General features: G+C 64.1%; 23 protein-coding genes. 17 read left to right on the top strand and 6 right to left on the bottom strand.

The annotated features are described in order from the left end of the window. Nucleotides 1-138 precede the first annotated feature (138 nt). Together HMPREF3173_RS02275 and HMPREF3173_RS02270 are read right to left on the bottom strand one after the other, a co-directional pair. Nucleotides 139-1,338, bottom strand: a complete 1,200-nt coding sequence (locus HMPREF3173_RS02275) for an amino acid aminotransferase (protein ID WP_070571370.1) — start codon at nt 1,336-1,338, stop codon at nt 139-141. Between the two features lie 240 nt (nt 1,339-1,578). Beyond that, nucleotides 1,579-2,604: an Ldh family oxidoreductase gene (locus HMPREF3173_RS02270; protein WP_070571369.1), complete on the bottom strand. Its 1,026-nt coding sequence runs from the start codon at nt 2,602-2,604 to the stop codon at nt 1,579-1,581. A gap of 158 nt (nt 2,605-2,762) precedes the next feature. Here HMPREF3173_RS02270 and HMPREF3173_RS02265 point away from each other — a divergent pair, with 158 nt between their 5' ends. From HMPREF3173_RS02265 to HMPREF3173_RS02235, 7 genes are all read left to right on the top strand, one after another. Beyond that, nucleotides 2,763-3,635: a MurR/RpiR family transcriptional regulator gene (locus HMPREF3173_RS02265; protein WP_043214236.1), complete on the top strand. Its 873-nt coding sequence runs from the start codon at nt 2,763-2,765 to the stop codon at nt 3,633-3,635. A gap of 26 nt (nt 3,636-3,661) precedes the next feature. Next, complete coding sequence (locus tag HMPREF3173_RS02260; protein WP_070571368.1) at nt 3,662-4,414, top strand: transporter substrate-binding domain-containing protein; 753 nt, start codon at nt 3,662-3,664, stop codon at nt 4,412-4,414. 128 nt (nt 4,415-4,542) lie between these two features. After that, nucleotides 4,543-5,262: an ABC transporter permease gene (locus HMPREF3173_RS02255; RefSeq protein WP_070571367.1), complete on the top strand. Its 720-nt coding sequence runs from the start codon at nt 4,543-4,545 to the stop codon at nt 5,260-5,262. Beyond that, nucleotides 5,259-5,969 carry an ABC transporter permease gene (locus HMPREF3173_RS02250; RefSeq protein ID WP_070571366.1) on the top strand — a complete coding sequence of 237 codons (711 nt, stop codon included), beginning with the start codon at nt 5,259-5,261 and terminating at the stop codon, nt 5,967-5,969. Before HMPREF3173_RS02255 ends, HMPREF3173_RS02250 begins: the two co-directional genes overlap by 4 nt. A 16-nt stretch (nt 5,970-5,985) precedes the next feature. After that, entirely contained in the window at nt 5,986-7,230 is a 1,245-nt protein-coding gene (locus tag HMPREF3173_RS02245) for an NAD(P)/FAD-dependent oxidoreductase (protein ID WP_070571365.1), read from the top strand. 24 nt (nt 7,231-7,254) lie between these two features. Continuing rightward, a complete protein-coding gene (locus HMPREF3173_RS02240; RefSeq protein WP_070571364.1) occupies nt 7,255-8,040 on the top strand; it encodes an amino acid ABC transporter ATP-binding protein in 786 nt (261 codons plus the stop codon). Between the two features lie 505 nt (nt 8,041-8,545). Then, on the top strand, nt 8,546-9,355 hold the full coding sequence (locus HMPREF3173_RS02235; RefSeq protein WP_070571363.1) for a gamma-glutamyl-gamma-aminobutyrate hydrolase family protein: 810 nt from the start codon (nt 8,546-8,548) through the stop codon (nt 9,353-9,355). 135 nt (nt 9,356-9,490) lie between these two features. On the opposite strand, the gene HMPREF3173_RS02230 is transcribed toward HMPREF3173_RS02235, so the two are convergent. Continuing rightward, complete coding sequence (locus HMPREF3173_RS02230) at nt 9,491-10,261, bottom strand: AraC family transcriptional regulator (protein ID WP_070571362.1); 771 nt, start codon at nt 10,259-10,261, stop codon at nt 9,491-9,493. A gap of 106 nt (nt 10,262-10,367) precedes the next feature. Between HMPREF3173_RS02230 and HMPREF3173_RS02225 the strand changes: the two genes are divergently transcribed. Both HMPREF3173_RS02225 and HMPREF3173_RS02220 read left to right on the top strand, forming a co-directional pair. After that, the gene (locus HMPREF3173_RS02225) at nt 10,368-11,183 is read left to right on the top strand and encodes a sulfite exporter TauE/SafE family protein (protein ID WP_070571406.1); all 816 of its coding nucleotides are present in this window, start codon (nt 10,368-10,370) and stop codon (nt 11,181-11,183) included. Nucleotides 11,184-11,257: 74 nt separating this feature from the next. After that, nucleotides 11,258-11,587, top strand: coding sequence for a hypothetical protein (locus tag HMPREF3173_RS02220; protein WP_043214223.1), 330 nt, complete (start codon nt 11,258-11,260; stop codon nt 11,585-11,587). Nucleotides 11,588-11,690: 103 nt separating this feature from the next. Here the strand turns inward: HMPREF3173_RS02220 and HMPREF3173_RS02215 are convergent, their stop codons facing one another. Next, nucleotides 11,691-12,851, bottom strand: coding sequence for an MFS transporter (locus HMPREF3173_RS02215; RefSeq protein ID WP_070571361.1), 1,161 nt, complete (start codon nt 12,849-12,851; stop codon nt 11,691-11,693). A 390-nt stretch (nt 12,852-13,241) separates the two neighbouring features. On the opposite strand from HMPREF3173_RS02215, the gene HMPREF3173_RS02210 reads away from it, so the two are divergent. Beyond that, nucleotides 13,242-14,459 carry an amidohydrolase family protein gene (locus tag HMPREF3173_RS02210; RefSeq protein ID WP_070571360.1) on the top strand — a complete coding sequence of 406 codons (1,218 nt, stop codon included), beginning with the start codon at nt 13,242-13,244 and terminating at the stop codon, nt 14,457-14,459. Between the two features lie 18 nt (nt 14,460-14,477). Here the strand turns inward: HMPREF3173_RS02210 and HMPREF3173_RS02205 are convergent, their stop codons facing one another. Further along, nucleotides 14,478-15,365: a LysR substrate-binding domain-containing protein gene (locus HMPREF3173_RS02205; RefSeq protein ID WP_043214218.1), complete on the bottom strand. Its 888-nt coding sequence runs from the start codon at nt 15,363-15,365 to the stop codon at nt 14,478-14,480. A gap of 115 nt (nt 15,366-15,480) precedes the next feature. On the opposite strand from HMPREF3173_RS02205, the gene HMPREF3173_RS02200 reads away from it, so the two are divergent. Together HMPREF3173_RS02200 and HMPREF3173_RS02195 are read left to right on the top strand one after the other, a co-directional pair. Continuing rightward, the gene (locus HMPREF3173_RS02200) at nt 15,481-16,155 is read left to right on the top strand and encodes a class I SAM-dependent methyltransferase (protein WP_070571359.1); all 675 of its coding nucleotides are present in this window, start codon (nt 15,481-15,483) and stop codon (nt 16,153-16,155) included. A 169-nt stretch (nt 16,156-16,324) separates the two neighbouring features. Next, the gene (locus HMPREF3173_RS02195; RefSeq protein ID WP_070571358.1) at nt 16,325-17,209 is read left to right on the top strand and encodes a DMT family transporter; all 885 of its coding nucleotides are present in this window, start codon (nt 16,325-16,327) and stop codon (nt 17,207-17,209) included. Here the strand turns inward: HMPREF3173_RS02195 and HMPREF3173_RS02190 are convergent, their stop codons facing one another. Further along, nucleotides 17,210-18,121 carry an NHL repeat-containing protein gene (locus tag HMPREF3173_RS02190; protein ID WP_070571357.1) on the bottom strand — a complete coding sequence of 304 codons (912 nt, stop codon included), beginning with the start codon at nt 18,119-18,121 and terminating at the stop codon, nt 17,210-17,212. A gap of 206 nt (nt 18,122-18,327) precedes the next feature. On the opposite strand from HMPREF3173_RS02190, the gene HMPREF3173_RS02185 reads away from it, so the two are divergent. From HMPREF3173_RS02185 to HMPREF3173_RS02165, 5 genes are all read left to right on the top strand, one after another. Beyond that, entirely contained in the window at nt 18,328-19,308 is a 981-nt protein-coding gene (locus HMPREF3173_RS02185) for an aliphatic sulfonate ABC transporter substrate-binding protein (RefSeq protein ID WP_070571356.1), read from the top strand. A gap of 16 nt (nt 19,309-19,324) precedes the next feature. Next, nucleotides 19,325-20,689, top strand: coding sequence for an LLM class flavin-dependent oxidoreductase (locus HMPREF3173_RS02180; protein ID WP_070571355.1), 1,365 nt, complete (start codon nt 19,325-19,327; stop codon nt 20,687-20,689). A gap of 134 nt (nt 20,690-20,823) precedes the next feature. Next, complete coding sequence (locus tag HMPREF3173_RS02175) at nt 20,824-21,660, top strand: bifunctional allantoicase/(S)-ureidoglycine aminohydrolase (protein WP_043211653.1); 837 nt, start codon at nt 20,824-20,826, stop codon at nt 21,658-21,660. Nucleotides 21,661-21,761: 101 nt separating this feature from the next. Next, nucleotides 21,762-22,361 carry an START domain-containing protein gene (locus tag HMPREF3173_RS02170; RefSeq protein ID WP_070571405.1) on the top strand — a complete coding sequence of 200 codons (600 nt, stop codon included), beginning with the start codon at nt 21,762-21,764 and terminating at the stop codon, nt 22,359-22,361. Between the two features lie 213 nt (nt 22,362-22,574). Next, nucleotides 22,575-22,862, top strand: coding sequence for a hypothetical protein (locus tag HMPREF3173_RS02165; RefSeq protein WP_070571354.1), 288 nt, complete (start codon nt 22,575-22,577; stop codon nt 22,860-22,862). Nucleotides 22,863-22,887 lie beyond the last annotated feature (25 nt).

The following is a 22,887-nucleotide window of genomic DNA, read 5'->3' as shown; positions in this document are numbered from 1 at the left end:
TGGAAAAATGGAACGACCGTACGACCCTTTCTACGGCAAAAAAAAGCCGCTCCCACGACTCATGCACGCACCGAAGCGCATCAGGATCGATGGAAGCGGCCTTGTGATGAGAAAGGGCCGCGCTGCGGCCCCGAGCGGTTACGCCGAATGCACAGCCGCAAACGCTTCGGCCACACGGCGCAGGTTGGCCGGACGCAGGCCGGACATGCACACCCGACCACTGTCGATCAGGTAGACGCCGAACTCGTCACGCAGGCGACGCACCTGGGCGACGCTGAAACCGGTGTAGCTGAACATGCCGCGCTGGCGCAGGAAGAACTGGAAGTCCTGGCCCGGCAGCAATTCGCCCAGCAGGTCGACCAGACCCTGGCGCATGTCGAGGATACGCTTGCGCATCACCTCGACCTCAGCCACCCATTGGGCGTTGAGCTCGGCATCGCCCAGCACGCCGGCCACCAGCTGCGCGCCATGGCAGGGCGGGCTGGAGTAGTTACGGCGCACGGTGGCCTTGAGCTGGCCCAGCACGCTTGCGGTGGTGGCTTCGTCATCGCAGACCACCGACAGGCCCCCTACCCGCTCGCCGTACAGCGAGAAGATCTTGGAGAACGAGTTGCTGACCAGGCACGGCACGCCGGCACGGGCCATTTCGCGGATCGCGTAGGCATCTTCCACCAAGCCTTCGCCGAAGCCCTGGTAGGCGATGTCGAGGAACGGAATCAGCTGACGCGCCTTGACCACTTCCACCACTTGCTGCCACTGGTTCTGGTCCAGGTCGACGCCGGTGGGGTTGTGGCAGCACGGGTGCAGCAGGACGATGCTGTTGGGCGCCAGGCCTTGCAGGCACGCCAGCATGCCGGCGAAGTCCACGCCACGGGTGGTCGGGTCGAAGTACGGGTACGTGTGGACCTTGAAGCCCGCGCCTTCGAAGATCGCGCGGTGGTTGTCCCAGGTCGGGTTGCTCACCCAGACCTCGGACTGCGGGAAGTAGCGCTTGAGGAAGTCGGCGCCGACCTTCAGGGCGCCGGAGCCGCCGACGGTCTGTACGGTGGCCACGCGTCCGCCGGTCACGGCCGGATGATCGGCACCGAACAGCAGCGCCTGAATCGCCTGGCGATAGCTGGCCAAGCCTTCCATCGGCAGGTACAGCGAGGCTTCGTGGGGCTGGTCGGCCAGGCGTTTTTCCACCTCGCCCACTGCCGCCAGTTGCGGCACCACGCCGGCTTCATCGTAGTACAGGCCGATACTCAGGTTGACCTTGTCAGCACGGGGGTCGGCCTTGAAGGTCTCCATCAGCGAGAGAATCGGGTCGCCGGCATAGGCATCGACATGTTTGAACACAGCGCACAGCTCCTTGGATCAGGACAGTTCGGGAAATGCTGCCCCGAGAATACCCTCAGTGAGGCTGGAGGAACATCACTGATGTGCAAGGTGTTCAATGCAGCCTTGCACGGAGCCCTGGCCCGCACCTTTGACCCGGCATCAGCGCTGCCCGTTTCGCAGGTAAACCCGCTCCCACAGGGGCCTGCGCAAGCCATGTGAAAGCAGCGGTTGTATCCGCGAAGGCAGGCCCGGGCGCGCTCAGTCCGCCAAAGCCTTGAGCCCCTGCAGCTCCTGCTCGGTCAGCGCCACCCCTTCACGCTGCGCCACCTCGCGCTCACGGTAGCGCCGCTCCCCTGGCATGCGGGTCAGCCCCGCTTCCTGCATGTGATCGACCAGCGCTCGGCTGCGCTGGGCAAAGCGTTGCCCTTCGGCCTTGGTCGGGTCGATGACAATGATCAGTTGCCCGGTCCAAGGCGTCTTCGCCCCCGGATGCCCGGACCAGTCGAACTCCCAGGAGAAATGCCCACCGGTCAAGGCCGCAGCCAGCAACTCGACCATCATCGACAGCGCCGAGCCCTTGTGCCCGCCAAACGGTAGCAGCGCACCTCCTTCGAGAATCGCCTTGGGGTCGCAGGTCGGCTGGCCCTGGGCATCCACACCCATGCCCGGCGGCAGTTGCTCGCCGGCCCGCGCTGCGATCTGTACATCGCCATGGGCCATGGCGCTGGTGGCCATGTCGAAGACGATCGGATCGTGCCCGGCGCAAGGCGCGGCAAAGGCGATCGGGTTGGTGCCAAACAGAGGCTTGCGTGCGCCATGGGGCACCACGCAGGTCATGCTGTTGACCACGCTCAAGGCCACCAGCCCCTCGTCGGCGAACGGTTCCACGTCCGGCCAGAGCGCTGCGAAGTGATGCGAATTGTGGATCGCCAGTACCGCGATGCCGGCCTTGCGCGCCTTTTCCACCAGCAAAGGCCGCGCTGCGGCCAGGGCCGGCTGGGCGAAACCGCCACCGGCGTCGACCCGCACATAGCCAGGGGCCACATCGCTCACCTGCGGCTCGGCGCGCCCGTTGACCCAGCCACTGGCCAAGGTCGAGACATAACCGGGAATACGAAACACCCCGTGGCTGTGGGCGCCATCGCGCTGGGCGCTGGCGCAGTTGTAGGCCAGCGCCGCGGCGACCGGCTCGGCACAACCATGACGCTGCAGGATGCGTTGCAACAACGCCTGCAGATCGGCGAAAGGCACGCGCACGACGGGGCTTACGGAAGGTGCGGACATCTGGAGCTCCTGTTCTTGTACTTCTTGGACGTGGAATGGCTACAGCGCAAGCAATGGCAAAACTTATCCCGCGAATGACAGCTATCTGTCAATTGTTGACTTGATGACAGAAAACATCCATTTTCTATCGCAAGCCTCACCCCATCCCGGAGTCGACCATGAGCCAACCGATCAAGCAACGCCTCGAGAGCAGCCTGCAAAGCGCCGCAGCCTCGGGCCGCAAGATCGCCAGCTACATGCTCGCCAACCTGCACGAGTTGCCGTTCCAGACGTCGGCCAGCATCGCGACCAAGCTCGGCGTCAGCGAATCCAGTGTCGGGCGTTTCTGTCGCTCCCTGGGTTATGCCCACCTCAAGGCGCTCAAGCAAGACCTGCAGAACGACCTGGGTGACGGCCCTTGGCTGGTGGGAGATCGCCTGCAAGAGTATCGCCAAGGCGAGGACGACAGCGAGAGCTCCGGCAGTCTTGATCTTGAAATCGCTGCATTGGTGCGCGTGCATGAGTACCGCCGCAGCCAGGCCTGGCAACAGGTCGCCCAGCGCTTGGCGAGCAAGCGCCGCGTGTTTATCGCAGGTTTCCAGACCGAGCGCGGCGTGGCCATGTGCATGAGCCATTTGCTGCAATACCTGCGTGATGGCGTGCAGCTGGTCGATGGCAGCGCCGGGCATTTCGGCGACGTGCTGCTGGGCCCTGCCCAGGACAGTGCCCTGGTGGTGTTCGAGGCGCGCCGTTACTCCCGCCATGCCCTGCTGCTGTGCAGCAAAGCACGCGAAGCGGGCATTCCGGTCACCCTGGTGACCGACACCTTCTGTGACTGGGCCGATGCCAACGCCGACGAGGTGTTCCGCATTCCCACCGAATTCAACCTCTTCTGGGAGTCCACCTCGGCAATGCTGTCGTGGGTACACCTGATGGTCAACGAGGTCTGCAGGAAGCTGGGACCTGATGTTGAAAGACGCTTGGAAGCAACTGCCGCTCTACATAACGCATTCGTCGGCTACACCTCGTGGCCAACGGGAAAACAACAATAGCAAGAGTGAAAGTCCAGAGGTGTTAGATGAAAAAGACCCTGTCCGTGGTGGGTGTGTGCGCCCTGTTACTGACTGGCGCAGCCAGCGCCGAGACCCTGCGCTTTGCGACCGAGGGCGCCTATCCGCCCTTCAACTATGTCGATGCCGATAACAAGCTGCATGGCTTCGACATCGACATCACCAACGCCCTGTGCGCGCAGATGAAAGTCGATTGCACCCTGGTGGCTCAAGACTGGGAAGGCATCATCCCGGCCCTGATGGCCCGCAAATACGACGCTGTGGTCGCCTCGATGATCGACACCGAGGAGCGACGCAAGAAGATCGCCTTCACCAACCACTACTACCGCACCCCGTTGACCGTCGCAGTGGCCAAGGACAGCCCGATCAAGGATGCCCAGGCCGACTTCAAGGGCTACACCGTCGGGGCCCAGTCGTCCTCCACCCAGGCCATCTACGCCGAAGACGTCTACGCCAAGGCCGGCGCCGACGTGAAGCTCTACCCGACCATGGACGAAGCCAACGCCGACTTGGCCGCCGGCCGCCTGGACGGGGTAATCGCCGACAAGTTCCCGCTGCACGAGTGGATGAACAAGAACGGCCAGGACTGCTGCAAGGTCCTGGGCGACGTCAACGGCACCAAGGCCGACGCTGCCATCGCCGTGCGCAAGGACGACGACGCCCTGCGCGAGCGTCTGAACAAGGCGCTGGCCGAGATCGTCGCCAACGGCACCTACCAAAAGATCGCCAGCAAGTACTTCGCCTTCGACATCTACAACTGACCTGACGCCTGCGGGAGCGGGTTTACCTGCGGATACGGCAGTGGACTCACCGACGTATTCGCGGGCAAGCCCGCTCCCACAGGATCGCTGTTGCCTTTCGATATCGATGTCGCTGAGGAGTCTCCTCCATGCTCGATCAACTGTCTTTGCTGTCGTTCGCCAGCGGTGGCTGGGGCCAGGCGCTGCTCGCCGGCGCCCTGGTGACCCTGTCGCTGGCCCTGGCCTGCCTGCCCATCGGTCTGCCTCTGGGCCTGCTCGTGGCCCTCGCCGCGCGCTCGCGCAAGCGCGCCGCACGCGCCTGGGCCACCAGTTTCTCCACGGTGTTTCGCGGCCTGCCGGAGCTGTTGACACTGCTGATCATCTATTACGGCTGCCAGATCGCCGCACAGAAGCTGCTGGCGGCGATGGGCTATGAAGGCGAAGTGCTGATCAACACCTTCCTCGCCGCGATGATCGCCTTCAGCCTGGTGTTCGCCGCGTTTTCCAGCGAAATCTGGCTGGCCGCCTTCAAGACGCTGCCCAAAGGCCAGCTGGAGGCCTGCTCGGCCCTGGGCCTGAGCAAACGCACCGGATTCTTCAAGGTGGTGCTGCCACAACTGACCCGCATCGCCCTGCCTGGGCTGTCGAACAACTGGCTGTCTCTGCTCAAGGATACCTCGCTGGTGTCGACCATCTCGCTGGTCGACCTGATGCGCCAGACCAACCTGGCGGTCAGCGTCACCAAGGAACCGATGTTCATCTATGGCGTCGCCTGCTTGGGCTACCTGCTGTTCTCGGCACTGTCGGGGCGGGTCTTTGCCTTCATCGAACGACGCTGCAACCGTCACCTGCAAGGAGCCCGGGCATGAGCTTCGAACAACTGCTGGCCATGGTGCTCGACCCCGACCTGCTCGAACGCTACGGCGCGCGCTTCATCGACGGCCTGCTGGTGACCGCCAAGCTGGTGGCGATCTCCTTCAGCCTGGGCGCGGTGCTCGGGCTGCTGCTGGCCCTGGCGCGCATGTCCCAAAGCCGCGTGCTGCAGCGCCTGTCGGCGGGCTACGTGTACTTCTTCCGCGGCTCGCCCCTGCTCGCGCAGCTGTTCTTGCTGTACTACGGCCTGGGCTCGCTCAAGGGCTTCTGGCAGGACATGGGCCTGTGGTGGTTCTTCCGCGAAGCCTGGTACTGCACGCTGCTGGCCTTCACCTTGAACACCGCCGCCTATCAGGCGGAGATCTTCCGCGGCAGCCTGATGGCCGTGGCCCCCGGCCAATACGAAGCGGCGCGGGCCTTGAGCCTCAAGCGCTCGACCACCTTCTTCAAGGTCATCCTGCCGCAATCGCTACTGGTGGCCATCGGCCCGTTGGGCAACGAACTGATCCTGATGATCAAGGCCAGCGCCATCGCCTCGCTGGTGACCATCTACGACTTGATGGGCGTGACCAAGCTGGCGTTCTCGCGCAGCTTCGACTTCCAGATCTACCTGTGGGCTGCAGTGCTCTACCTGGTGATCGTGGAGATCGTCCGCCGCGCCCTGAAACACCTGGAAGCCCGCCTGGGCCGCCACCTGAACTGACCGAAGGATACGCTCCATGCATTGCCAAACCATCGTTCTGGGCGCCGGTATCGTCGGCGTCAGTACCGCCCTGCACCTTCAGGCACGAGGCCGCCAGGTCATCCTGATCGACCGCGACGAGCCGGGCAGCGGCACCAGCCATGGCAACGCCGGGTTGATCGAGCGCTCCAGCGTCATCCCCTACGCGTTTCCACGCAACCTGAGCGCCTTGCTGCGCTACGGACTTAACCGCCAACCCGACGTGCGCTACAGCTTCCTGCACCTGCCCAAGGCCGCCCCCTGGCTGCTGCGCTATTGGCAGCAGTCCGCGCCGGGCCGCCTGGCCAGTGCCGCCGCCGACATGCTGCCGCTGGTGCAACGCTGCGTCGAAGAGCACGACGCCCTGATCGACGCCGCAGGCCTTGGCGCACTGGTGCAGGCCAAGGGCTGGATCGAGGTCTACCGCGACCCTGCCCTGTTCGCCCAGGCCAAGGCCGACCTGCACGGCCTTGCCCGCTACAACCTGAAGTACGAGATTCTCGAACGCGACCAACTGCAAGCCCGGGAGCAACAGCTCGAGGGTGATGTGATCGGCGGCATTCACTGGCTGGACCCGAAGACCGTCAACAACCCCGGCGGCCTGACGCGCGGCTATGCCGCCCTGTTCATCCAGCGCGGCGGGCAGTTCATCCATGGCGATGCCCGCAGCCTGCGTCAGGTCGGCACCCAGTGGCAGGTGAACAGCCGCCGCGGCCCGGTCATTGCCGACGAGGTGGTGGCCTGCCTGGGTCCGCAGTCGGCCGACCTGTTCGAGCCCCTGGGCTATCGCTTCCCGCTGGCGATCAAGCGCGGTTATCACATGCACTACAGCACCCGGGACGGCGCCGAACTGGCCCACGCGGTCTGCGACACCCAAGGTGGCTACGTTCTGGCTCCGATGGCGCGTGGCGTACGCCTGACCACCGGGATCGAGTTCGCCGCCCACGATGCCCCCGGCAACGAGATCCAGCTGGGGCGCTGCGAAGCCCTGGCCCGCAAGCTGTTCCCGGCCCTGGGCGAGCGCCTGGACGACCGTCCGTGGCTCGGCCGACGCCCCTGCCTGCCGGACATGCGTCCGGTGATTGGCCCGGCGCCACGGCACAAGAACCTGTGGTTCAACTTCGGCCATGCCCACCACGGCCTGACCCTGGGCCCGGTCACTGGCCGCCTGCTGGCCGAACTGGTCACAGGCCAGGCGCCGTTCACCGACCCGTCGCCCTACAGCGCCGCACGCTTCGACTAAACATCCACGCGGGAGAACAACAAGATGACCGCCGCCTCTCTGAGCCTTGCCAGCGTCACCCCCGAACCCGACCCGCGCCCGGTGCTGATCCGCATCGAGGGCCTGAACAAGCACTACGGCGCCTTCCATGTGCTGCACGACATCGACCTGCAGGTCTGCGAAGGCGAGCGCATCGTACTCTGCGGCCCCTCAGGCTCGGGCAAGTCGACGTTGATTCGCTGCATCAACCGTCTGGAGATCGCCGAACAGGGCAGCATCCACGTAGCCGGCACGGACCTGGCCGCCACCAGCCGCCAGGCCGCCCAGGTGCGCAGCGAGATCGGCATGGTGTTCCAGCACTTCAATCTGTTCCCGCACATGAGCGTGCTGGACAACTGCCTGCTAGCCCCCACCAGCGTGCGCGGCCTGTCGCGAAAGGACGCCGAGGAACGGGCGCGCATGTACCTGAGCAAGGTCGGCATCGAGAGCCAGGCGCATAAGTACCCCAGCCAGCTGTCCGGCGGCCAGCAGCAGCGGGTGGCCATCGCACGGGCGCTGTGCATGAAGCCGCGCATCATGCTGTTCGACGAACCCACCTCGGCGCTGGACCCGGAGATGGTCGCCGAAGTGCTGGATGTGCTGGTGCAACTGGCCGGCACCGGCATGACCATGCTCTGCGTCACTCATGAAATGGGCTTCGCCCGCCAGGTGGCCGAACGCGTGCTGTTCCTGGAGGGCGGACAGATCATCGAGGACAGCCCTCCGGAGGTGTTCTTCAATCACCCGAAAACCCAACGGGCACAAGCGTTCCTCAAACAAATCCTGCACTAGCGCGCATCAGCGCTCCCTTTCTGGATAAGCACCGCCCCTGTGGGAGCGGGTTCACCCGCCAATGCGATAGTGAATGCACCGTCGTATTCGTGGGTAAACCTGCTCCCACCGCGTTTTTGGCGCCCGGATGGAGCTGGCTGGTTTTTAGTGAGATGGGAACGGGAAGGCCCCCTCGTGTGGGTATTGCAAACCACCAACCCCCTGTACCCGCCGGCACTCATTGCACCCATGCAAAGACCCAACTGCATCGTTAAATATTATTGACCTAACCCCCCGCCAAACCCTTGTCACCGCAGGGCTCCAAGCCCTCAACCCCCCGAAAAACGGCGCCTTCACCCCTCGCCACTCGTTTGACATATCGAACGGCTCTGGCAAGCTATGAACAAGCCCCGACCGGAATCGCCTGCCAGGCGAGCCGGCAGTGCTCGGGGTTTCAGGACGTACTCAAGGCCGAGCCCGTGCGCCTGCACAACAACGACAGGATGAACCTGTCCCAAGGTGACATATGTCCAACAGCAACATTGGCAACAAGCAACCCTCCCTGCGCAAACCCGTCGTCCTGATGACCATGGGCAGCCAAGAGCGCAAAGGCCATGACTATCAGGTCATGACCCACAAATACATCACTCCGCTGGTCGAATTCGCCGGTTGCGTCCCGGTCCTCGTGCCCACCTGCTGTGGCGTCGAAGACCTCGAGACCTACCTGGACATGGCCGACGGTGTCTACCTGACCGGCGCGGGCAGCAACATCGACCCAGCCCTCTATGGCCAGGAAAACCAGACCCCGGGCAAGGCCCAGGACAAAGATCGCGACCTGTTCGACATCCCTCTGGTGAAAATGGCCATCGCCCGTGGCCTGCCGATCTTCGGTATCTGCCGTGGGATGCAGGAAATCAACGTGGCCCTGGGCGGTGACATCTACCAGAAGGTCTATGCCGAGCCAGGCTTCAACGATCACCGGGAGAACCCGGAAGATCCGGTCGAGGTCCAGTACCAGGCCGTGCACAGCGTCAAGGTCCAACCAGGCAGCTGGCTGCGCGAGAAGCTCGGCACCGACGAGATCCGCGTCAACTCCCTGCATGGCCAAGGCCTGAACAAGCTGGGCAAAGGCATCGAGCCGATCGCCCACGCCGAAGACGGCCTGGTCGAAGCGATCCACGCCCCGAGCCTCTCGCCGTTCCTGTTCGCCGTGCAGTGGCACCCGGAATGGCAAGCCGCGAAGAACCCTGACTCGATCAAGATCTTCGAAGCCTTCGGCGACGCCTGCCGCACCCAGGTGCGCAAGTCCCAGGGCAAGCGCAACCAGGCTGCCTGATTCTTCTTCGTTAGTTTTGATCGCGGGGCGGCGCAATGTCGCCCCCGCTTCCCCGGTCACCCTCTGCTGGTCCCAGAACACTTCCCGTGGAAGCGGGCGGCTGGCTTGTGCCTGTCTCCGCGATCGTTTTTTGCCTCACACCGCGCAGTGCCGTAGCGCCGACGGTGTCTCCCCCATCATCCGTCTATACATGCTGGAAAACGCACTCGGGCTCTCGTAGCCCAGATCCAGCGCTACCCGTGTCACCGATTCCCCCGCCGCCAGACGCGTCACCGCGGCCATCAGGCACGCCTGCTGCCGCCACTGGACGAACGACAACCCCGTGAGCGTTCGAAAGCGCCGGGTGAAGGTGCGAAGACTCCAATTGAGCCGATGCGCCCAATCCTGGGGCGTGATGCGGATATCCGGCTGAGCCAGAAACGCCAGGCACAACTGCGCAACGCGTGGCTCCTGCGGAATCGGCGCAAACAGTGGCAGCGGCCGGGCACGGCTCAGTTCTGCAAGCATCAAGGCGACCAGTAAACCGTCGCGCCCCTGGGTGTCGTACAACGCCGGGACGTCGGCACTGGCCAGCAGCAGTTCATGGAGCAAGGGGCTGACCAGCAAGGCCTCGCACTGCTCACCCAACCTTGGCACCGCTTCGGGTTCGATGTAGAGGCTGCGTGTGCTGACACCCCGCATACGCACCTGATGGCGCTTACCGGGCGGTATCCAGACGCCGTTATACGGCGGCACCACCCAGGCACCGTCATCGGTCAGCACATCCATCAAACCGCTCATGCCGTAGAGAAACTGCGCCCGTCGATGGCTGTGCGCCGCCAGCAGCGTGCCAGGTGGGTAGTCGGTGCCGATGGCAAGCACGGGGCGGGGCGTTGCGTCCACGGTGTGCAAAGGAATGTTGCGCATGCCGATCGCCTTGGCCGAAAAACAACGATTATTGGCCAACACGCGCAAGCCGGCCAGGCCCAAGGCCCATTATCGTGCAGCCTTCATCCGCTCTGGAGGGCGTTGCATGTTCTACGCGTTGCTCGTCGCGTTCGGCCTGTGCGCAGGCGTCACCACGTTGTTGTTCGGCTTTGGCGGCGGGTTCTTCGCGGTGCCCTTGCTCTATGCACTGCTGCTGGCCAGTCATGATGCCGGCTCGGTGATCAGCCAGCATGCGATGCAGATCGCCGTAGCCACTTCCGCCGCGGTGATGATCGTCAGCAGTGCCCTGGCTAGCTGGCGTCATCATCGCGCCCGGAGCCTGGACTGGGCACTGGTGCGGCTGCTGGTGCCGGGCATCGGTCTTGGTGCGCTGCTCGGCGCCATCGCCGCGCTCTGGCTGGACAGCGACTGGCTGCGCTGGCTGTTCGTCGCCTACGTGCTGGCAAGCCTGCTCGATGGCTGGCTTCGCCCAGGCTTCGTCGCGAAGACACACTCGCAGCGCCACCCGTTGGGCCCAGGGCGCTCGACCCTGATCGGCGTGCCGATTGGTGCGGTGGCGGCGTTGTTGGGTGTTGGTGGCAGCGTCATGACCGTGCCGCTGATGCGCCGGCGCGGCGCGAGCATGCTGACCGCCACGGCCATGGCCAATCCGCTGTCGTTGCCTATGGCACTGGTGGCCACGCTGACCTACGCCCTGTTGCCTCAGGCGCAACTGACGCTGGGGGCGGGCTATCTGGGCCTGGTCAATCTGTATGCCGCGACGGCATTGGTAGCGGGCGCCTGGCTGGGGATGGCGCTGGCTGCACCGTTGGTCGGACGCATCAACGATACGCTCCATGCCCGCGCCTACCTGATATTGCTAGGCGGCGTGCTGCTGACGATGCTTCTGGTACGCAGCTGACGGCAAATTGCTGGCCCCCAGCCCTGTGAAGCGAAGGCAAACTCCCTTTTCCTTCATAAGCTTAGGACAGCATCATGCGGGTATTTCTAGCAACGATCGCCGGCTGTGTAATGGCCACGGCCGCCTTCGCAGCCCAGGCCAAGGCCTTGAACCAGAACGATCGTCAGGTATGCCACTGGGGTTCGCAAATTGCCGCCGATGCACAGCAGGCCAAGCTTTCCGGCGTCACGCTGTATGCCACGCGCAAGAAGCTGCAGACGCGCAAATTCCCCAAGCCCTGGATGCGCATGACCGCCTTCGGCATCACCGAGCAGACCTACAACAGCCAGTCCCGGCTCAAGCCCGCAGCGATCAGGCAGACGTACTACGAGCAATGCGTACAGCATGCGATCGCCAAACGCTAATACGTTATATATCAGCATGTTATGTGAATAATTTAACGTTTTTGTTTACATACATAGGGACTGAGCTGACTTGAGATCGAGGCGCAGTCCCTGTGGGAGCGGCTCAAGCTGAAGCCGACAACCGCTCCCCAGCCCTTTTGGAGCGTCCACCCAGGCACGTCACCGCAAACGCGATCACCAGCGCGCTGGTGCCCAACAGGAAGATCAACTGCTGATTCGATCCCTCCACCAGCAAGGCGATCAGGGCTGGGGTCACCGCCGCCGCGCCCATCAGGGTGATGCTCACCAGAGGCGTGAGTTTTCCGGTCGGGTCATTGGTGGTGATCAACGCCATGTAGTACGACAACGACAATACCCAGCCGAAGTTGATCAACAGCAGCGCCACGAACAGCTGCATCGGGGTGCGGGTGTGTCCCGTCAGCATGGCGATCGACACGAAGATCGCCACCAGGCCCACGGCGATCATCAGCTGACGGTTGACCCGCGCGCCCAACAGGCTAGGCAGCCCTGCCCCTGGCAAGCCGCCGATCGCAGAAAGGCCAAACGCCCAGCCGATATCGACACCGTCGATGCCCTGGTCACGCGCCAATTGGTCGATGAAGCCCCATACGCAATAGATGGCGATCTGCATGAACAGCATGCCCACCAGCGCGCTGCGCCCCATGCGCGACGAACCGCCCTGGGCGCACGTTCCCTCGCCGCTACCGATCAGCGCCGCGGGCTTGCGTGGCAGCGCAAGGCTCGCGCCACAAATCAGCAAGTACCACAGGCCAAAGGAACACAGCGCCGTCACCGTGCCGCTCTGGGCCGCAAGCAGGGGTAAGGCGGCGGAAAACAACGAGTACTCAGGCGTCTGCAGCAACAGCATCAGGCCGAACGAGCGGTCCTGGTTGGGCAAACGACCCAACGTGGACACCGCATAGGCATAGACCAATCCGGCGCACGTGCCCGCCGCCAGGCGTACCAGCAGCAGCGTGCCGTTGCTCGGCGCAAAGGCCGTGGCCATGCTCAGCGCCACGCACAGCAACCCCACCCACAGACAGAGGCTGCGCCCACCCTGGCGTTTCATCACGATCGGGCACAGCAATGTGCCCAGGGTCATGCCGATCATCTCCACCGAGACGACCCAGCCCTGCTGATCGAGCGACAAGTTCAGTTGTTCGGTGACCAACCCCATGAAGATTGGTTGTACACCGCAGACGATGAATGAAGTGCAGGCGATGAAGATGAGGGAAGCACGCAGTAGCTTGGAGTCTTTGATCATGAATGGACCCTGACACGCTGCGCAGCATCACCTGCTAGATCAGGTAACCCTGCCCACAGCGTTTGTTTTTATTGTTTGGGTGACTGGGCCCCATACGCCGCGATAGACGCCTCGCAGACCCAGGTGAGCGGTGGCTCGACCGCTCTGGGATGCAATCCTGGGCCTTGCCTGAGGCCTTTGAAAGTTAAATATCGGAATCGACTCCAGTGGGCTTTTTAATACACGCCGATACCGCTTGCCTGTATCCAGAAATGCACTGCAATCGATGCCGATATTTAATTTGTGAGGCCCCTGGAGATTCCCTACCGTGTGTCGCTACATCCAACCCAGGGGGCCATCGCCCGCCACCGTGCGCCTCGTCGAACCGGCCCCGATGAAAAAAGGCCAGCCATGAACGACCGTGAGTTCATCAATGCCATCGACGCAGATGGCCTGCCCCTGAACATCGCCGTGAAGAACGGACGCATCACCCACATCGGCCCTCAGCGCGCGGCTGTGGCCGCAGCCGAGACCATCGACCTGGAAGGCCTGCTGGCGCTGCCCGGCTTCGTCGATGGCCACATCCACCTGGACAAGAGCTTCGTTGGCGACCGCTGGCGCCCGCACCAGAACGTCGCCACCCTGCGCGAGCGCCTGGCGGTGGAAAAACGCGAACTGGCCAGCGCCCCGCCGATCCTCGACCGCGCCGACGCGCTGATCCGCCAAGCCGCCGCCTACGGCACGATCGCCATGCGCTGCCACGTGGACGTGGATGCCACGACTGGGCTGAGCCATCTGAACGCCATTCTCCAAGCGCGGGATAACTGGAAGGACCTGATCGACATCGAGCTGGTGGCCTTTCCCCAGGCGGGCGTGGTGTCCTGCCCCGGTACCGCCGAAACCCTCGAAGCTGCCGTGCGTGAAGGTGTGCAAGTGGTCGGCGGCATCGACCCGACGACGCTGGACGGCGATGCCGAAGCCCAGCTGGACATAATCTTCGGCATCGCGGAGCGTTACGGAGTGAAGGCCGATATCCACCTCCATGAACCGGGCGAGATCTGCATTGCCCAGCTCGAACGCATCGCTGCGCGCACCCGCGCCCTGGGCATGCAGGGTCTGGTTGCGGTCAGCCATGCTTATGGGTTGGGAGATGTGTCCGAGCAGGTGGTTGACCGAACCGCGCAGGTACTGGCCCACGCAGGTGTCTCGATCATGACCAATGCGCCTGGCGAGCATGCCTTTCCGCCGGTCTTGCGCCTGCGTGCAGGGGGTGTGCGGGTGTTCACCGGCAACGACAACATCCAGGATGCCTGGTGGCCCTATGGCAACGGCGACATGCTGCAGCGCGCGATGCTGATCAGCTATCGCTCTGGGTTCAATACCGACGAGGAGTTGCGGGTTGCGCTGGACATGGCCACCGAAGCCAGCGCCGCCGTGATGGGCAAGACCGACTACGGCCTGAAGGTGGGCAACGAGGCGAGCTTCGTGCTCTTCAAGGCACCGAACGCGGCAGCGGCAGTGGCGGCGGCCCTGCACGAGCGACTGATCGTGCGCCATGGGGCGTTCTGGGGCGGGCCCGCCATCTTGCAACTCAAGGCTGCTCAGTTCAGTCGTGAGATGCGCCGCTGAGTCGGCCCCAGGAGGGAATCAGGCCGGCTCGGGTGCTTCGTCACGCAGGATGCCGATCAGGATGTCCGCCAGCGCCTTGACCATCGGGTCGGCCGTGGGCCGGTAGAAGATCGCCGCCTCGAACACCTTGATCGGCTTGAAACCCTCCTCGGCGCCCAAGACCCGATGCCCAGGCGTGACCACCCGGGACGGCAGCAGACTGACCCCCAGCCCATTGGCCACCGCCGCCTGGATACCTGCCAGGCTCGAGCTGGTAAACCCGATGCGCCAGCTACGCCCCATGGCCTCGACCGCGCTGATCATGTCGTCTCGATACAGGCCCCGCGGCGGGAAGGTCACCAAGGGGATTGGGTCCTGGGCAAAGCACGGGTACTGCGCGCTGTCGATCCACTCGATGCGCTCCGGCTGGCAGGCATTGGCCTCACGGCTGTGACGGCGTTGCTTGACCAGCACCAGGTCCAGCTCGCCACGGTCGTAGCTGCCCATCAGGTCTCGGCTCAGGCCGCCGGTGATCTCGAGCTTCACCTTGGGATGCTTGCGATTGAACGCCGCCAGCGACGCCATCGTCTTGCCGGCGACAAAATCGTCCGGCAAGCCGATGCGCACGGTCACCGTCACGCCGCCGGATAGCGCCTCGCTCAGTTGGTTGCTCACGGCCAGCAAATGCCGCGCATAACCCAACAGCATCTCGCCGGCATCGGTCGGATGCACTTCCCGGTTGCTGCGATCGAGCAACTGATGCCCGACCATCTCCTCCAACCGCCGCACCTTTTGGCTGACAGTCGACTGGGTAGAGTGAAGCCTGGCAGCGGCTGTGGTGAAACTGCCGCAATCGGCCACCATCACCACGGCCCGCAGCAGATCCAGGTCATAGATCGATCTATTGGGTTTCGCACTGTCTGTCATAGGCAAGATTCATCTTTCGAATACACGCAGTCCGAGCATCATGCCAGAAGCCCTGCGCCTTGGGTGGCGCGATCCGGCCTATCCTTGTGCTTGACCCCCTCAGCGGAGACGCCCGATGCCCACACCCGACGCTTCACTGCTGCAAAGCTGGCAGCACAACGCCCAAGCCTGGATAGCCGCCGTGCGCAGCGGTGCCATCGAAAGCCGACGGCAAGTCACCGACCAGGCCATCCTGCTCGCGGTGCTGGGCCGCCAGCCTGAGCGCGTGCTGGACCTGGGTTGTGGCGAGGGCTGGTTGTTGCGCGCCTTGGCCGAGCGCGGGATCGAGGTGACGGGCGTGGATGGTGACGAAACGCTGGTCCAGGCCGCGCAGGCTGCCGGGGCGAGCCATGTATACCAGGCGACCTACGAGCAGTTGGCGCAAAGGCAGGTGGACGTCGGCCAGGAGTACGACCTGGTGTGCGCCAACTTCGCCTTGCTGCATCAGGACATCATCCCGCTGCTAGACGCCATGCGCGCCCTGCTCGTCCCAGACGGCGCACTGGTGATCCAGACCCTGCATCCCTGGACGATGGCCAATGGCGATTACCAGGATGGCTGGCGCGAAGAGACGTTCGCCGGTTTTGCCGGGCAGTGGGCCCCGATGCCTTGGTACTTCCGCACCCTCGCCAGTTGGTTGAATGCCTTGGACATGGCCGGGTTGCGCCTGGTCAGCCTGCAGGAGCCGCAGCACCCGCAAAGCCCGGTACCGCAGTCGCTGGTGCTGGTTGCCCAACGCCAAGTCTTGTAGTGTCCTTTTCGCGGGTAAACTTGGACCTGTCCCGCCCCCAACTGGATCCCTGAACATCCGCCTGGTTGCGACAGGATTCACACCAGGCGCGCCAACCACACCCCGTCCCCTTGCTCCCCTTCGCGCCCACCCGCTAGCCTGCCTTCCTCTCCCGGACGGACCCTGCCCCATGCAACCGCGCGACCTTGCCGCCTATTCGTTCCTGGCCATCACCTGGGGGCTGTCCTTTCTGGTGGTGCTCAAGGTCGTGCATGCCTTCGGCTGGGTCGGCGCGGTCAGCCTACGCTCGCTGATCGCCGGCGGCACGCTGGCCGTACTGGCGGCGCTGCTGGGGCGGGCGCTGCGCCTGCGTCCCTTGCTCAAGCCGCTGCTAGTCGTGGGCGCCACCACGGTGGCCGGGCAACTGATCGGTCTTTCCTACGCCACACCGCGGATCGGCACGGCCATGTCGGCGATCCTGGTGGCGACCATTCCACTGTTCTCGATGATCATCGGCCGCGCCTGGGGCCTGGAGAAAATCACCCCGCAGGGCCTGTTCGGCCTGATTCTAGGCGTGCTCGGCATCGTCATGTTGGTGGGGTTTCCGGCTCAGGCGGTCACCGAAGACTTCATCCACGGCTGCATCGCCTCGGTATTCGGATGCCTGTGCGCAGCGTTTGGCAGCAACTACGCGAGCCTGCGCCTAAGGGGCCAGGACCCTTGGACAGTCACCGGCGGCGCCTTCCTTGCCGGCGGCCTGCTGACGTTGCCCTTGCTGCTGGTGGTGCCGGTACCGACAGTGCCCCAGGCCAGCGACTGGCTGCTGCTGGCCATCAGCGGCGCGGTGATGAGCGCCACTACTTACGTGCTGTACTTCGGCCTGGTCGCGCGCATCGGTGCTACCCGCACCATCAGCGTGGAGTTCGTGGTGACCTTTGTGGCCGTGCTGATCGGCGCACTGTTCCTCGGCGAAGCCCTGAGCCTTCTGCAGATGGTAGGCGGTGGGGTGATCCTGCTGGGCTGCATGCTGGTGCTCGGCTTGCTGCCGGGGCGCGGCAAGCGCCTGCCCAGCTGATCAGGCCCCTGGCACGTCCGGGGCCACATCCTGCGCCTGGGCGGTGTTGGTATCGATCGGTGGCGTCAGGCGCAGCACCCGGTCACGCCCGCCTTCGGCGAGCAGGTAACCGCCCTTGCCGTCGGGAACGATGGCCTGTGGCGCCTTGAGGAAGGTCAGCACCGTGTGACGCTGCCCCTGGGCGTCGATGCGCAACAACCGTGCGCGGTGGGTGGAATCTTCGCTGATCCACAGGCCACGCTGGTCGCAGAACAGGAAGGTGGGGTTGCGCAGGCCGCTGGCCACCACCGGGTCCTGGCCATCCTCGCTCAGCGCACGGATTTGCCCGGCGCCCTTTTCGGTGTAAAGCAGGCGGCCATCGCTGCAGCGGGTCAGGCCCTCGGTTTCGGTCAGGCCTGAACGCAGGATGTCGAGCTGGCCGCTGTGCCAGTCGTAGCGCATCAAGCGGCCATTGCCCTTGCGGTCTTCGATGGCATAGAGGTAATCGCCATCGTTCCACAAACCCTGCACGCTTTCGCCATCGAACAGGTGGGTCACCTGGCCATCCCGAGCAAGGCTGACCGGTGCTCTGCCGCCTTCCTGGCTGAACACCCAACCGCCTTGTGCAGCCACCATGCCATCAGGCTTGGACAAGCCCTCGATCATGACTACCCGATCGCCTTCGGCGGTGATCTTCAGGATGCTGCCACGGCCATCGTCCAACTCGCGGCTCACCAACAGACTGCCGTCGGCCTGGGGCAGCAGCGAGGCGGCCTTGTCCACCGAGCGGTGAAGTACCTGAACACCCCAGCCATCGGCGGCCTGGACGGGGTAAAAACTCTGCCAGGCAAAGAACCCCAGCGCGCTGGCAAGCACACCGGCGGTGCCGGCCAGCAACACTTTCACAGCGCGTACGGGTAGGGCTCGTGCCATTGATCGTCTCCTTGGAAGAGGCGAAATCCTAGCAAGAGGATGTGAAAAAAATGTTGTCAGCCCTGCGCGGCCGGCCGCCTATAAAAAACAAAACGATATATAAAGAACAAAACATTCTAACTAAATGGAATTAAAAAATTGAAAGCCCTCGCGCGCCTCCTTAGGCTGGAGAACACCCCATCCAAGCCTTTCCAGGAGATCTTCCCGTGCCCGCCCGTGCCTTCTCTCCCCTTCGCCGCCTGCTGCTTGGCGGCCTGCTGGCCAGTGTCGCCAGCGCCTTGCTTCCTTGGTCCAACGCCTTGGCTGAAGACGCCAAGACCTTGCGCATCGGCTACCAGAAATTCAACAGCATCAACATCCTCAAAGGCAGCGGCGCCCTGGAAAAAGCGCTGGCGCCGCAAGGCGTGAAAGTCACCTGGCACGAATTCGCCGCCGGGCCACAGTTGCTCGAAGCCCTGAGCACTGGCGCCATCGACCTGGGCCACGCTGCCGACGCACCGTCGGTGTTCGCCCAGGCGGCCGGCAAACCGGTGGTGTACCTGGCAGCCGAACAACCCTACCCCCGCGGCATCGGGCTGGTGGTGCGCGAGCAAGACCACATTGCCCGTGTCGAAGACCTCAAGGGCAAGCGCGTGGCCACCGGCCGTGGCTGGAACGCCCAGTACCTGCTGGCCGTGGCCTTGGAGCAGGCAGGCCTGAGCTACAAGGACATCACCCCCGCCTATGTCAATAACGCCGCCGACGCCGTGGCCGCCCTGCAGTCGGGCAGCGTGCAGGCTGTCACCCTATGGGACCCGTTCCTGGCCGCGGCCGAACGGCAACCGGGCCTGAAGAACCTGCGCGATGGCAGCGGGCTTTCCAACAACCGGACGTTCTACCTCTCCACCGCCGCCTTCGCCGACCAGCATCGCGACCTGCTCAAGACCTTCTTCAACGAACTGGCCAAAGTCAGCCAGTGGGCCAATGCCAAGCCTGCCGAGGTCGCCAACCTGCTGGCGCCGCAGTTGGGCATCGGCGCCGACGTACTGGAGGTGGCCAGTGAACGGCGCAACTACAACGCCGTGGCCATTACCCCACAGATTGTCGCCGAGCAGCAGAAGCTGGCCGACACCTTCCAGGGCTTGGGCCTGATTCCGCGCAAGCTGCAGGTGGCCGACGCGGTCTACCCGGCTTCCGTCCTGCCCTGACGCCAAGGAGTTCCGCATGCCGCGCCCGATTCGCTTCAACGCCTTCAGCATGAACGCCGCCAGCCACCAGTCACCGGGCCTCTGGCGTCATCCGCGCAACACCAGCGTGGATTTCAACCGCCTGGACTACTGGACCGACCTGGCTAGCCTGCTCGAACGCGGGTTGTTCGATGCCCTGTTCATCGCCGATGTGCTGGGCATCTACGATGTCTACCAAGGCGGGCCGGACGCGGCCCTGCGTGGCGGCGTGCAGGTCCCGGTCAACGACCCCTTGCTGCTGGTGCCAGCCATGGCCGGGGTGACCGAACACCTGGGATTCGGCGTAACGTTCTCGCTGACCTACGAACACCCCTACCCCTTCGCCCGACGCATGTCGACGCTCGATCACCTGAGCAACGGCCGAGTCGGTTGGAACATCGTCACCGGTTACCTGGACAGCGCCGCACGCAATCTGGGCCTGGCCCGGCAACTGGGTCATGACCAGCGCTACGACCTGGCCGAGGAATACCTCGAGGTGCTCTACAAACTCTGGGAAAAGAGCTGGGACGACGATGCCGTGGTGCTCGAGCGCGAGACCGGCCGCTACATCGACCCGTCGCGCGTACACCCCATCGGCCACGCCGGCGAGCACTTCCAGGTGCCCGGCATGCACCTGTGCCAGCCCTCGCCCCAGCGTACCCCGGTGCTGTTCCAGGCCGGAGCGTCGGCGCGCGGCCAGCAGTTCGCCGCGCGGCATGCCGAATGCGTATTCATCAGTGGCCCGACACCCACCGTGCTGCGCCGCTATGCCGACGGCATCCGCCAGGCCAGCGAGGTCGCCGGGCGTGGCCGCGATGAAGTGCTCATCTATGCCCAGGCCCTGCTGATCGTTGGCCAGACGCACGAACAAGCCCAGGCACGCTTTGCCGACTACCGCCGCCATGTCGACCTGGAGGCGGCCCTGGCCCTGCTGTCGGGCTGGACCGGCATAGACTTCGCAGGCCTGGAGCCCGACGCGCCCATCGAATATGTGGAGAACGACGCCGGCCGCGCGGCCCTGGCCGCCTTCACCGCCGCCGACCCCAACCGGCGCTGGACAGTCCGCGAGGCGGCGCAGTTCGTGGGGCTTGGCGGTCGGGGACCGGTGCTGGTGGGCTCGGCGCAAGAAGTCGCCGATCAGCTGGAAACCTGGCTCGACCAGACCGGCATCGACGGTTTCAACCTCACCTATGCGGTGCAACCGGACGATCTGGCCAATGTGGTCGAACTCTTGATACCCGAGCTGCAACGCCGCGGTCGCTATCCCTTGGCCTATGAAAAGGGGACCCTGCGCCACAAGCTGTTCGGCCAGGGCGATCGTCTGCCAGAAGCCCATGCCGGGCGCCTGGTCGACATTCACTGAATAAATACCGGACATTTCAACATTTAATTTGTGGATGCCACGGAAAGGCTCATATCCTGTCCGTGCATCCCCTGCGGCGCACCGGCCGGTGCGGTTCAACGGCACGGGGAAAGAACAACAAGTCGAGACTCTCCATGTCGAATCATTCGTACTTCGCCCCTCACGGTGGGCACCCAGGCCAAACTGAGCTGCTGACTGACCGTGCCATGTTCACCGAAGCCTATGCTGTCATCCCCAAGGGCGTGATGCGTGACATCGTCACCAGCCACCTGCCGTTCTGGGACAAGATGCGCATGTGGGTCATCGCCCGCCCGCTGACCGGCTTCGCCGAAACCTTCTCCCAGTACATCGTCGAAGTTGCCCCGGAAGGCGGCAGCGAGCGTCCTGAGCTGGACCCGAACGCCGAAGCGGTCCTGTTCGTGGTCGAAGGCGAGATCGACATCACCGTCGAAGGCAAGCACCACACCCTGGTCCCTGGCGGCTACGCCTTCCTGGCCCCGGGCGCCGACTGGAGCCTGCGCAACAACAGCAAGTCCAACGTCACCTTCCACTGGCTGCGCAAGCACTACCAGAAGGTCGAAGGCCTGGCTGTTCCGGAATCCTTCGTCACCCACCGCAAGGACGCCACCGTCATCGAAATGCCGGGCACCGAAGGCCGCTGGGTCACCACCCGCTTCGTCGACATGGCCGACATGCGCCACGACATGCACGTCAACATCGTGACCTTCCAGCCAGGCGGCGTGATTCCGTTCGCTGAAACCCACGTCATGGAACACGGCCTGTACGTGCTGGAAGGCAAGGCGGTGTATCGCCTGAACCAGGACTGGGTCGAAGTCGAAGCCGGTGACTTCATGTGGCTGCGTGCCTTCTGCCCGCAAGCCTGCTATGCCGGCGGCCCTGGCCCGTTCAGCTACCTGCTGTACAAGGACGTCAACCGCCACGTGCACCTGACGCTCAATCCACAGCGTTGAGTCCAGGCTGATGTCTCACAAGCCCGCCTTCATGGCGGGCTTGTCGTTTGTGTCCATACTTTTTGCACCCCACTGCTTGCGGACCTGCGTCCATGCCCCTGGTGTATCGCCTGTTGCTCGCCCTGCTGCTCCTGTTGCCAGCCCCCTTGCTGGTGGCCGCCGACTGGCGCCTGGCGCATCAGGAGGATGGCGTCGACGTTTACCTGAGCGCTGTGGAAGGCTCGCCCTACCAGGCGTTTCGCGGCGTGACCCGCATCAAGGCAAGCATGCGTACCCTCACCGACCTGCAGGAGAACCTGCGGGTGGCCTGCAAATGGCTATACGCCTGCGCTGAGATGCGCTTGCTGGAAGTCGAGGGCGACAGTACCTGGGTCTACCTGGTAACCGACCTGCCCTGGCCGGCCCACCCCAGGGACATCGTGCTGCGCGTGCGCACCGAGCGCCTGGACGACGGGACCCTGGTGCGCTACCTGAACGCCGAACCTGGCAGGGTGCCCGCAGCGCCAGGGTTGATCCGCGTACGCCGGCTGCGCGGGGAATGGACCATGCGCCCGCTGGGGGAAAAGGAAACCGAAGTGAGCTATCAACTGCAGGCTGACCCGGCGGGCGACGTGCCGGGATGGCTGGCCAATCAGTTCGTGGTGGATGCGCCGCTGGTCACCTTACGCACATTGAAGGCCGTGGCCGAGCGTCAGCCCTAAGAGCATTCGCGGGTAAACCCGCTCCCGCAAGGAACACCCTAACTCCTGAGGGGCGGGTTCACCGCCGAACCAGGCCCCGTCCTGACAGCGCCAAAATAAACGCTCGATGAAATAGAAATAATTTGAACAACACCCCGGGAGAGGTTTCGAATGATAGATACCTCCGCGATCCTCCCAGGAGCCCGTCATGTCCCTACGTCCGCTGTGTCAGCCATGAAGGCCCAATACCGCGCTCCCTGCGCCAGCCTGGAGCTGGACTTCGTCCGCGATACGCTGTTCGGCCCGGTGGCTCATCGCGTGGAATGCCAGGTCCAGCTAGCCGCGCTCAACTTGCAAGGCTGCCCGGCGCTGCGCCTGCACATCGACCCGCCGCTGCCGGAAAAACTCGACCGCGCCCACAGTGTGGCGTTCGTCTGGGACGGGCGCAGCTACCACGGCGTGGTGCGTGACCATGCCAAATGCGGCGATGGCGGCATGAACCTGGTGCTCGAGTTGCAATGAAGCGATCAACGGGCCACAGATAACC

This window comes from Pseudomonas sp. HMSC08G10 (genome assembly GCF_001808425.1).
Taxonomy (GTDB): Bacteria; Pseudomonadota; Gammaproteobacteria; order Pseudomonadales; family Pseudomonadaceae; genus Aquipseudomonas; species Aquipseudomonas guariconensis.
The sequence above is the reverse complement of the archived record's forward strand: the minus strand, read 5'-3'. Positions and strand labels throughout refer to the sequence as shown.

Bases quoted from the DNA above. Each gene is read 5' to 3' on its own strand.
- HMPREF3173_RS02235 (WP_070571363.1), top strand. From the start codon at position 8,546: ATGTCCAACAGCAACATTGGCAACAAGCAACCCTCCCTGCGCAAACCC.
- HMPREF3173_RS02175 (WP_043211653.1), top strand. From the start codon at position 20,824: ATGTCGAATCATTCGTACTTCGCCCCTCACGGTGGGCACCCAGGCCAA.
- HMPREF3173_RS02190 (WP_070571357.1), bottom strand. From the start codon at position 18,121: ATGGCACGAGCCCTACCCGTACGCGCTGTGAAAGTGTTGCTGGCCGGC.
- HMPREF3173_RS02250 (WP_070571366.1), top strand. From the start codon at position 5,259: ATGAGCTTCGAACAACTGCTGGCCATGGTGCTCGACCCCGACCTGCTC.
- HMPREF3173_RS02220 (WP_043214223.1), top strand. From the start codon at position 11,258: ATGCGGGTATTTCTAGCAACGATCGCCGGCTGTGTAATGGCCACGGCC.
- HMPREF3173_RS02200 (WP_070571359.1), top strand. From the start codon at position 15,481: ATGCCCACACCCGACGCTTCACTGCTGCAAAGCTGGCAGCACAACGCC.
- HMPREF3173_RS02265 (WP_043214236.1), top strand. From the start codon at position 2,763: ATGAGCCAACCGATCAAGCAACGCCTCGAGAGCAGCCTGCAAAGCGCC.
- HMPREF3173_RS02270 (WP_070571369.1), bottom strand. From the start codon at position 2,604: ATGTCCGCACCTTCCGTAAGCCCCGTCGTGCGCGTGCCTTTCGCCGAT.
- HMPREF3173_RS02215 (WP_070571361.1), bottom strand. From the start codon at position 12,851: ATGATCAAAGACTCCAAGCTACTGCGTGCTTCCCTCATCTTCATCGCC.
- HMPREF3173_RS02210 (WP_070571360.1), top strand. From the start codon at position 13,242: ATGAACGACCGTGAGTTCATCAATGCCATCGACGCAGATGGCCTGCCC.
- HMPREF3173_RS02165 (WP_070571354.1), top strand. From the start codon at position 22,575: ATGAAGGCCCAATACCGCGCTCCCTGCGCCAGCCTGGAGCTGGACTTC.
- HMPREF3173_RS02245 (WP_070571365.1), top strand. From the start codon at position 5,986: ATGCATTGCCAAACCATCGTTCTGGGCGCCGGTATCGTCGGCGTCAGT.
- HMPREF3173_RS02205 (WP_043214218.1), bottom strand. From the start codon at position 15,365: ATGACAGACAGTGCGAAACCCAATAGATCGATCTATGACCTGGATCTG.
- HMPREF3173_RS02195 (WP_070571358.1), top strand. From the start codon at position 16,325: ATGCAACCGCGCGACCTTGCCGCCTATTCGTTCCTGGCCATCACCTGG.
- HMPREF3173_RS02180 (WP_070571355.1), top strand. From the start codon at position 19,325: ATGCCGCGCCCGATTCGCTTCAACGCCTTCAGCATGAACGCCGCCAGC.
- HMPREF3173_RS02255 (WP_070571367.1), top strand. From the start codon at position 4,543: ATGCTCGATCAACTGTCTTTGCTGTCGTTCGCCAGCGGTGGCTGGGGC.
- HMPREF3173_RS02225 (WP_070571406.1), top strand. From the start codon at position 10,368: ATGTTCTACGCGTTGCTCGTCGCGTTCGGCCTGTGCGCAGGCGTCACC.
- HMPREF3173_RS02230 (WP_070571362.1), bottom strand. From the start codon at position 10,261: ATGCGCAACATTCCTTTGCACACCGTGGACGCAACGCCCCGCCCCGTG.
- HMPREF3173_RS02260 (WP_070571368.1), top strand. From the start codon at position 3,662: ATGAAAAAGACCCTGTCCGTGGTGGGTGTGTGCGCCCTGTTACTGACT.
- HMPREF3173_RS02240 (WP_070571364.1), top strand. From the start codon at position 7,255: ATGACCGCCGCCTCTCTGAGCCTTGCCAGCGTCACCCCCGAACCCGAC.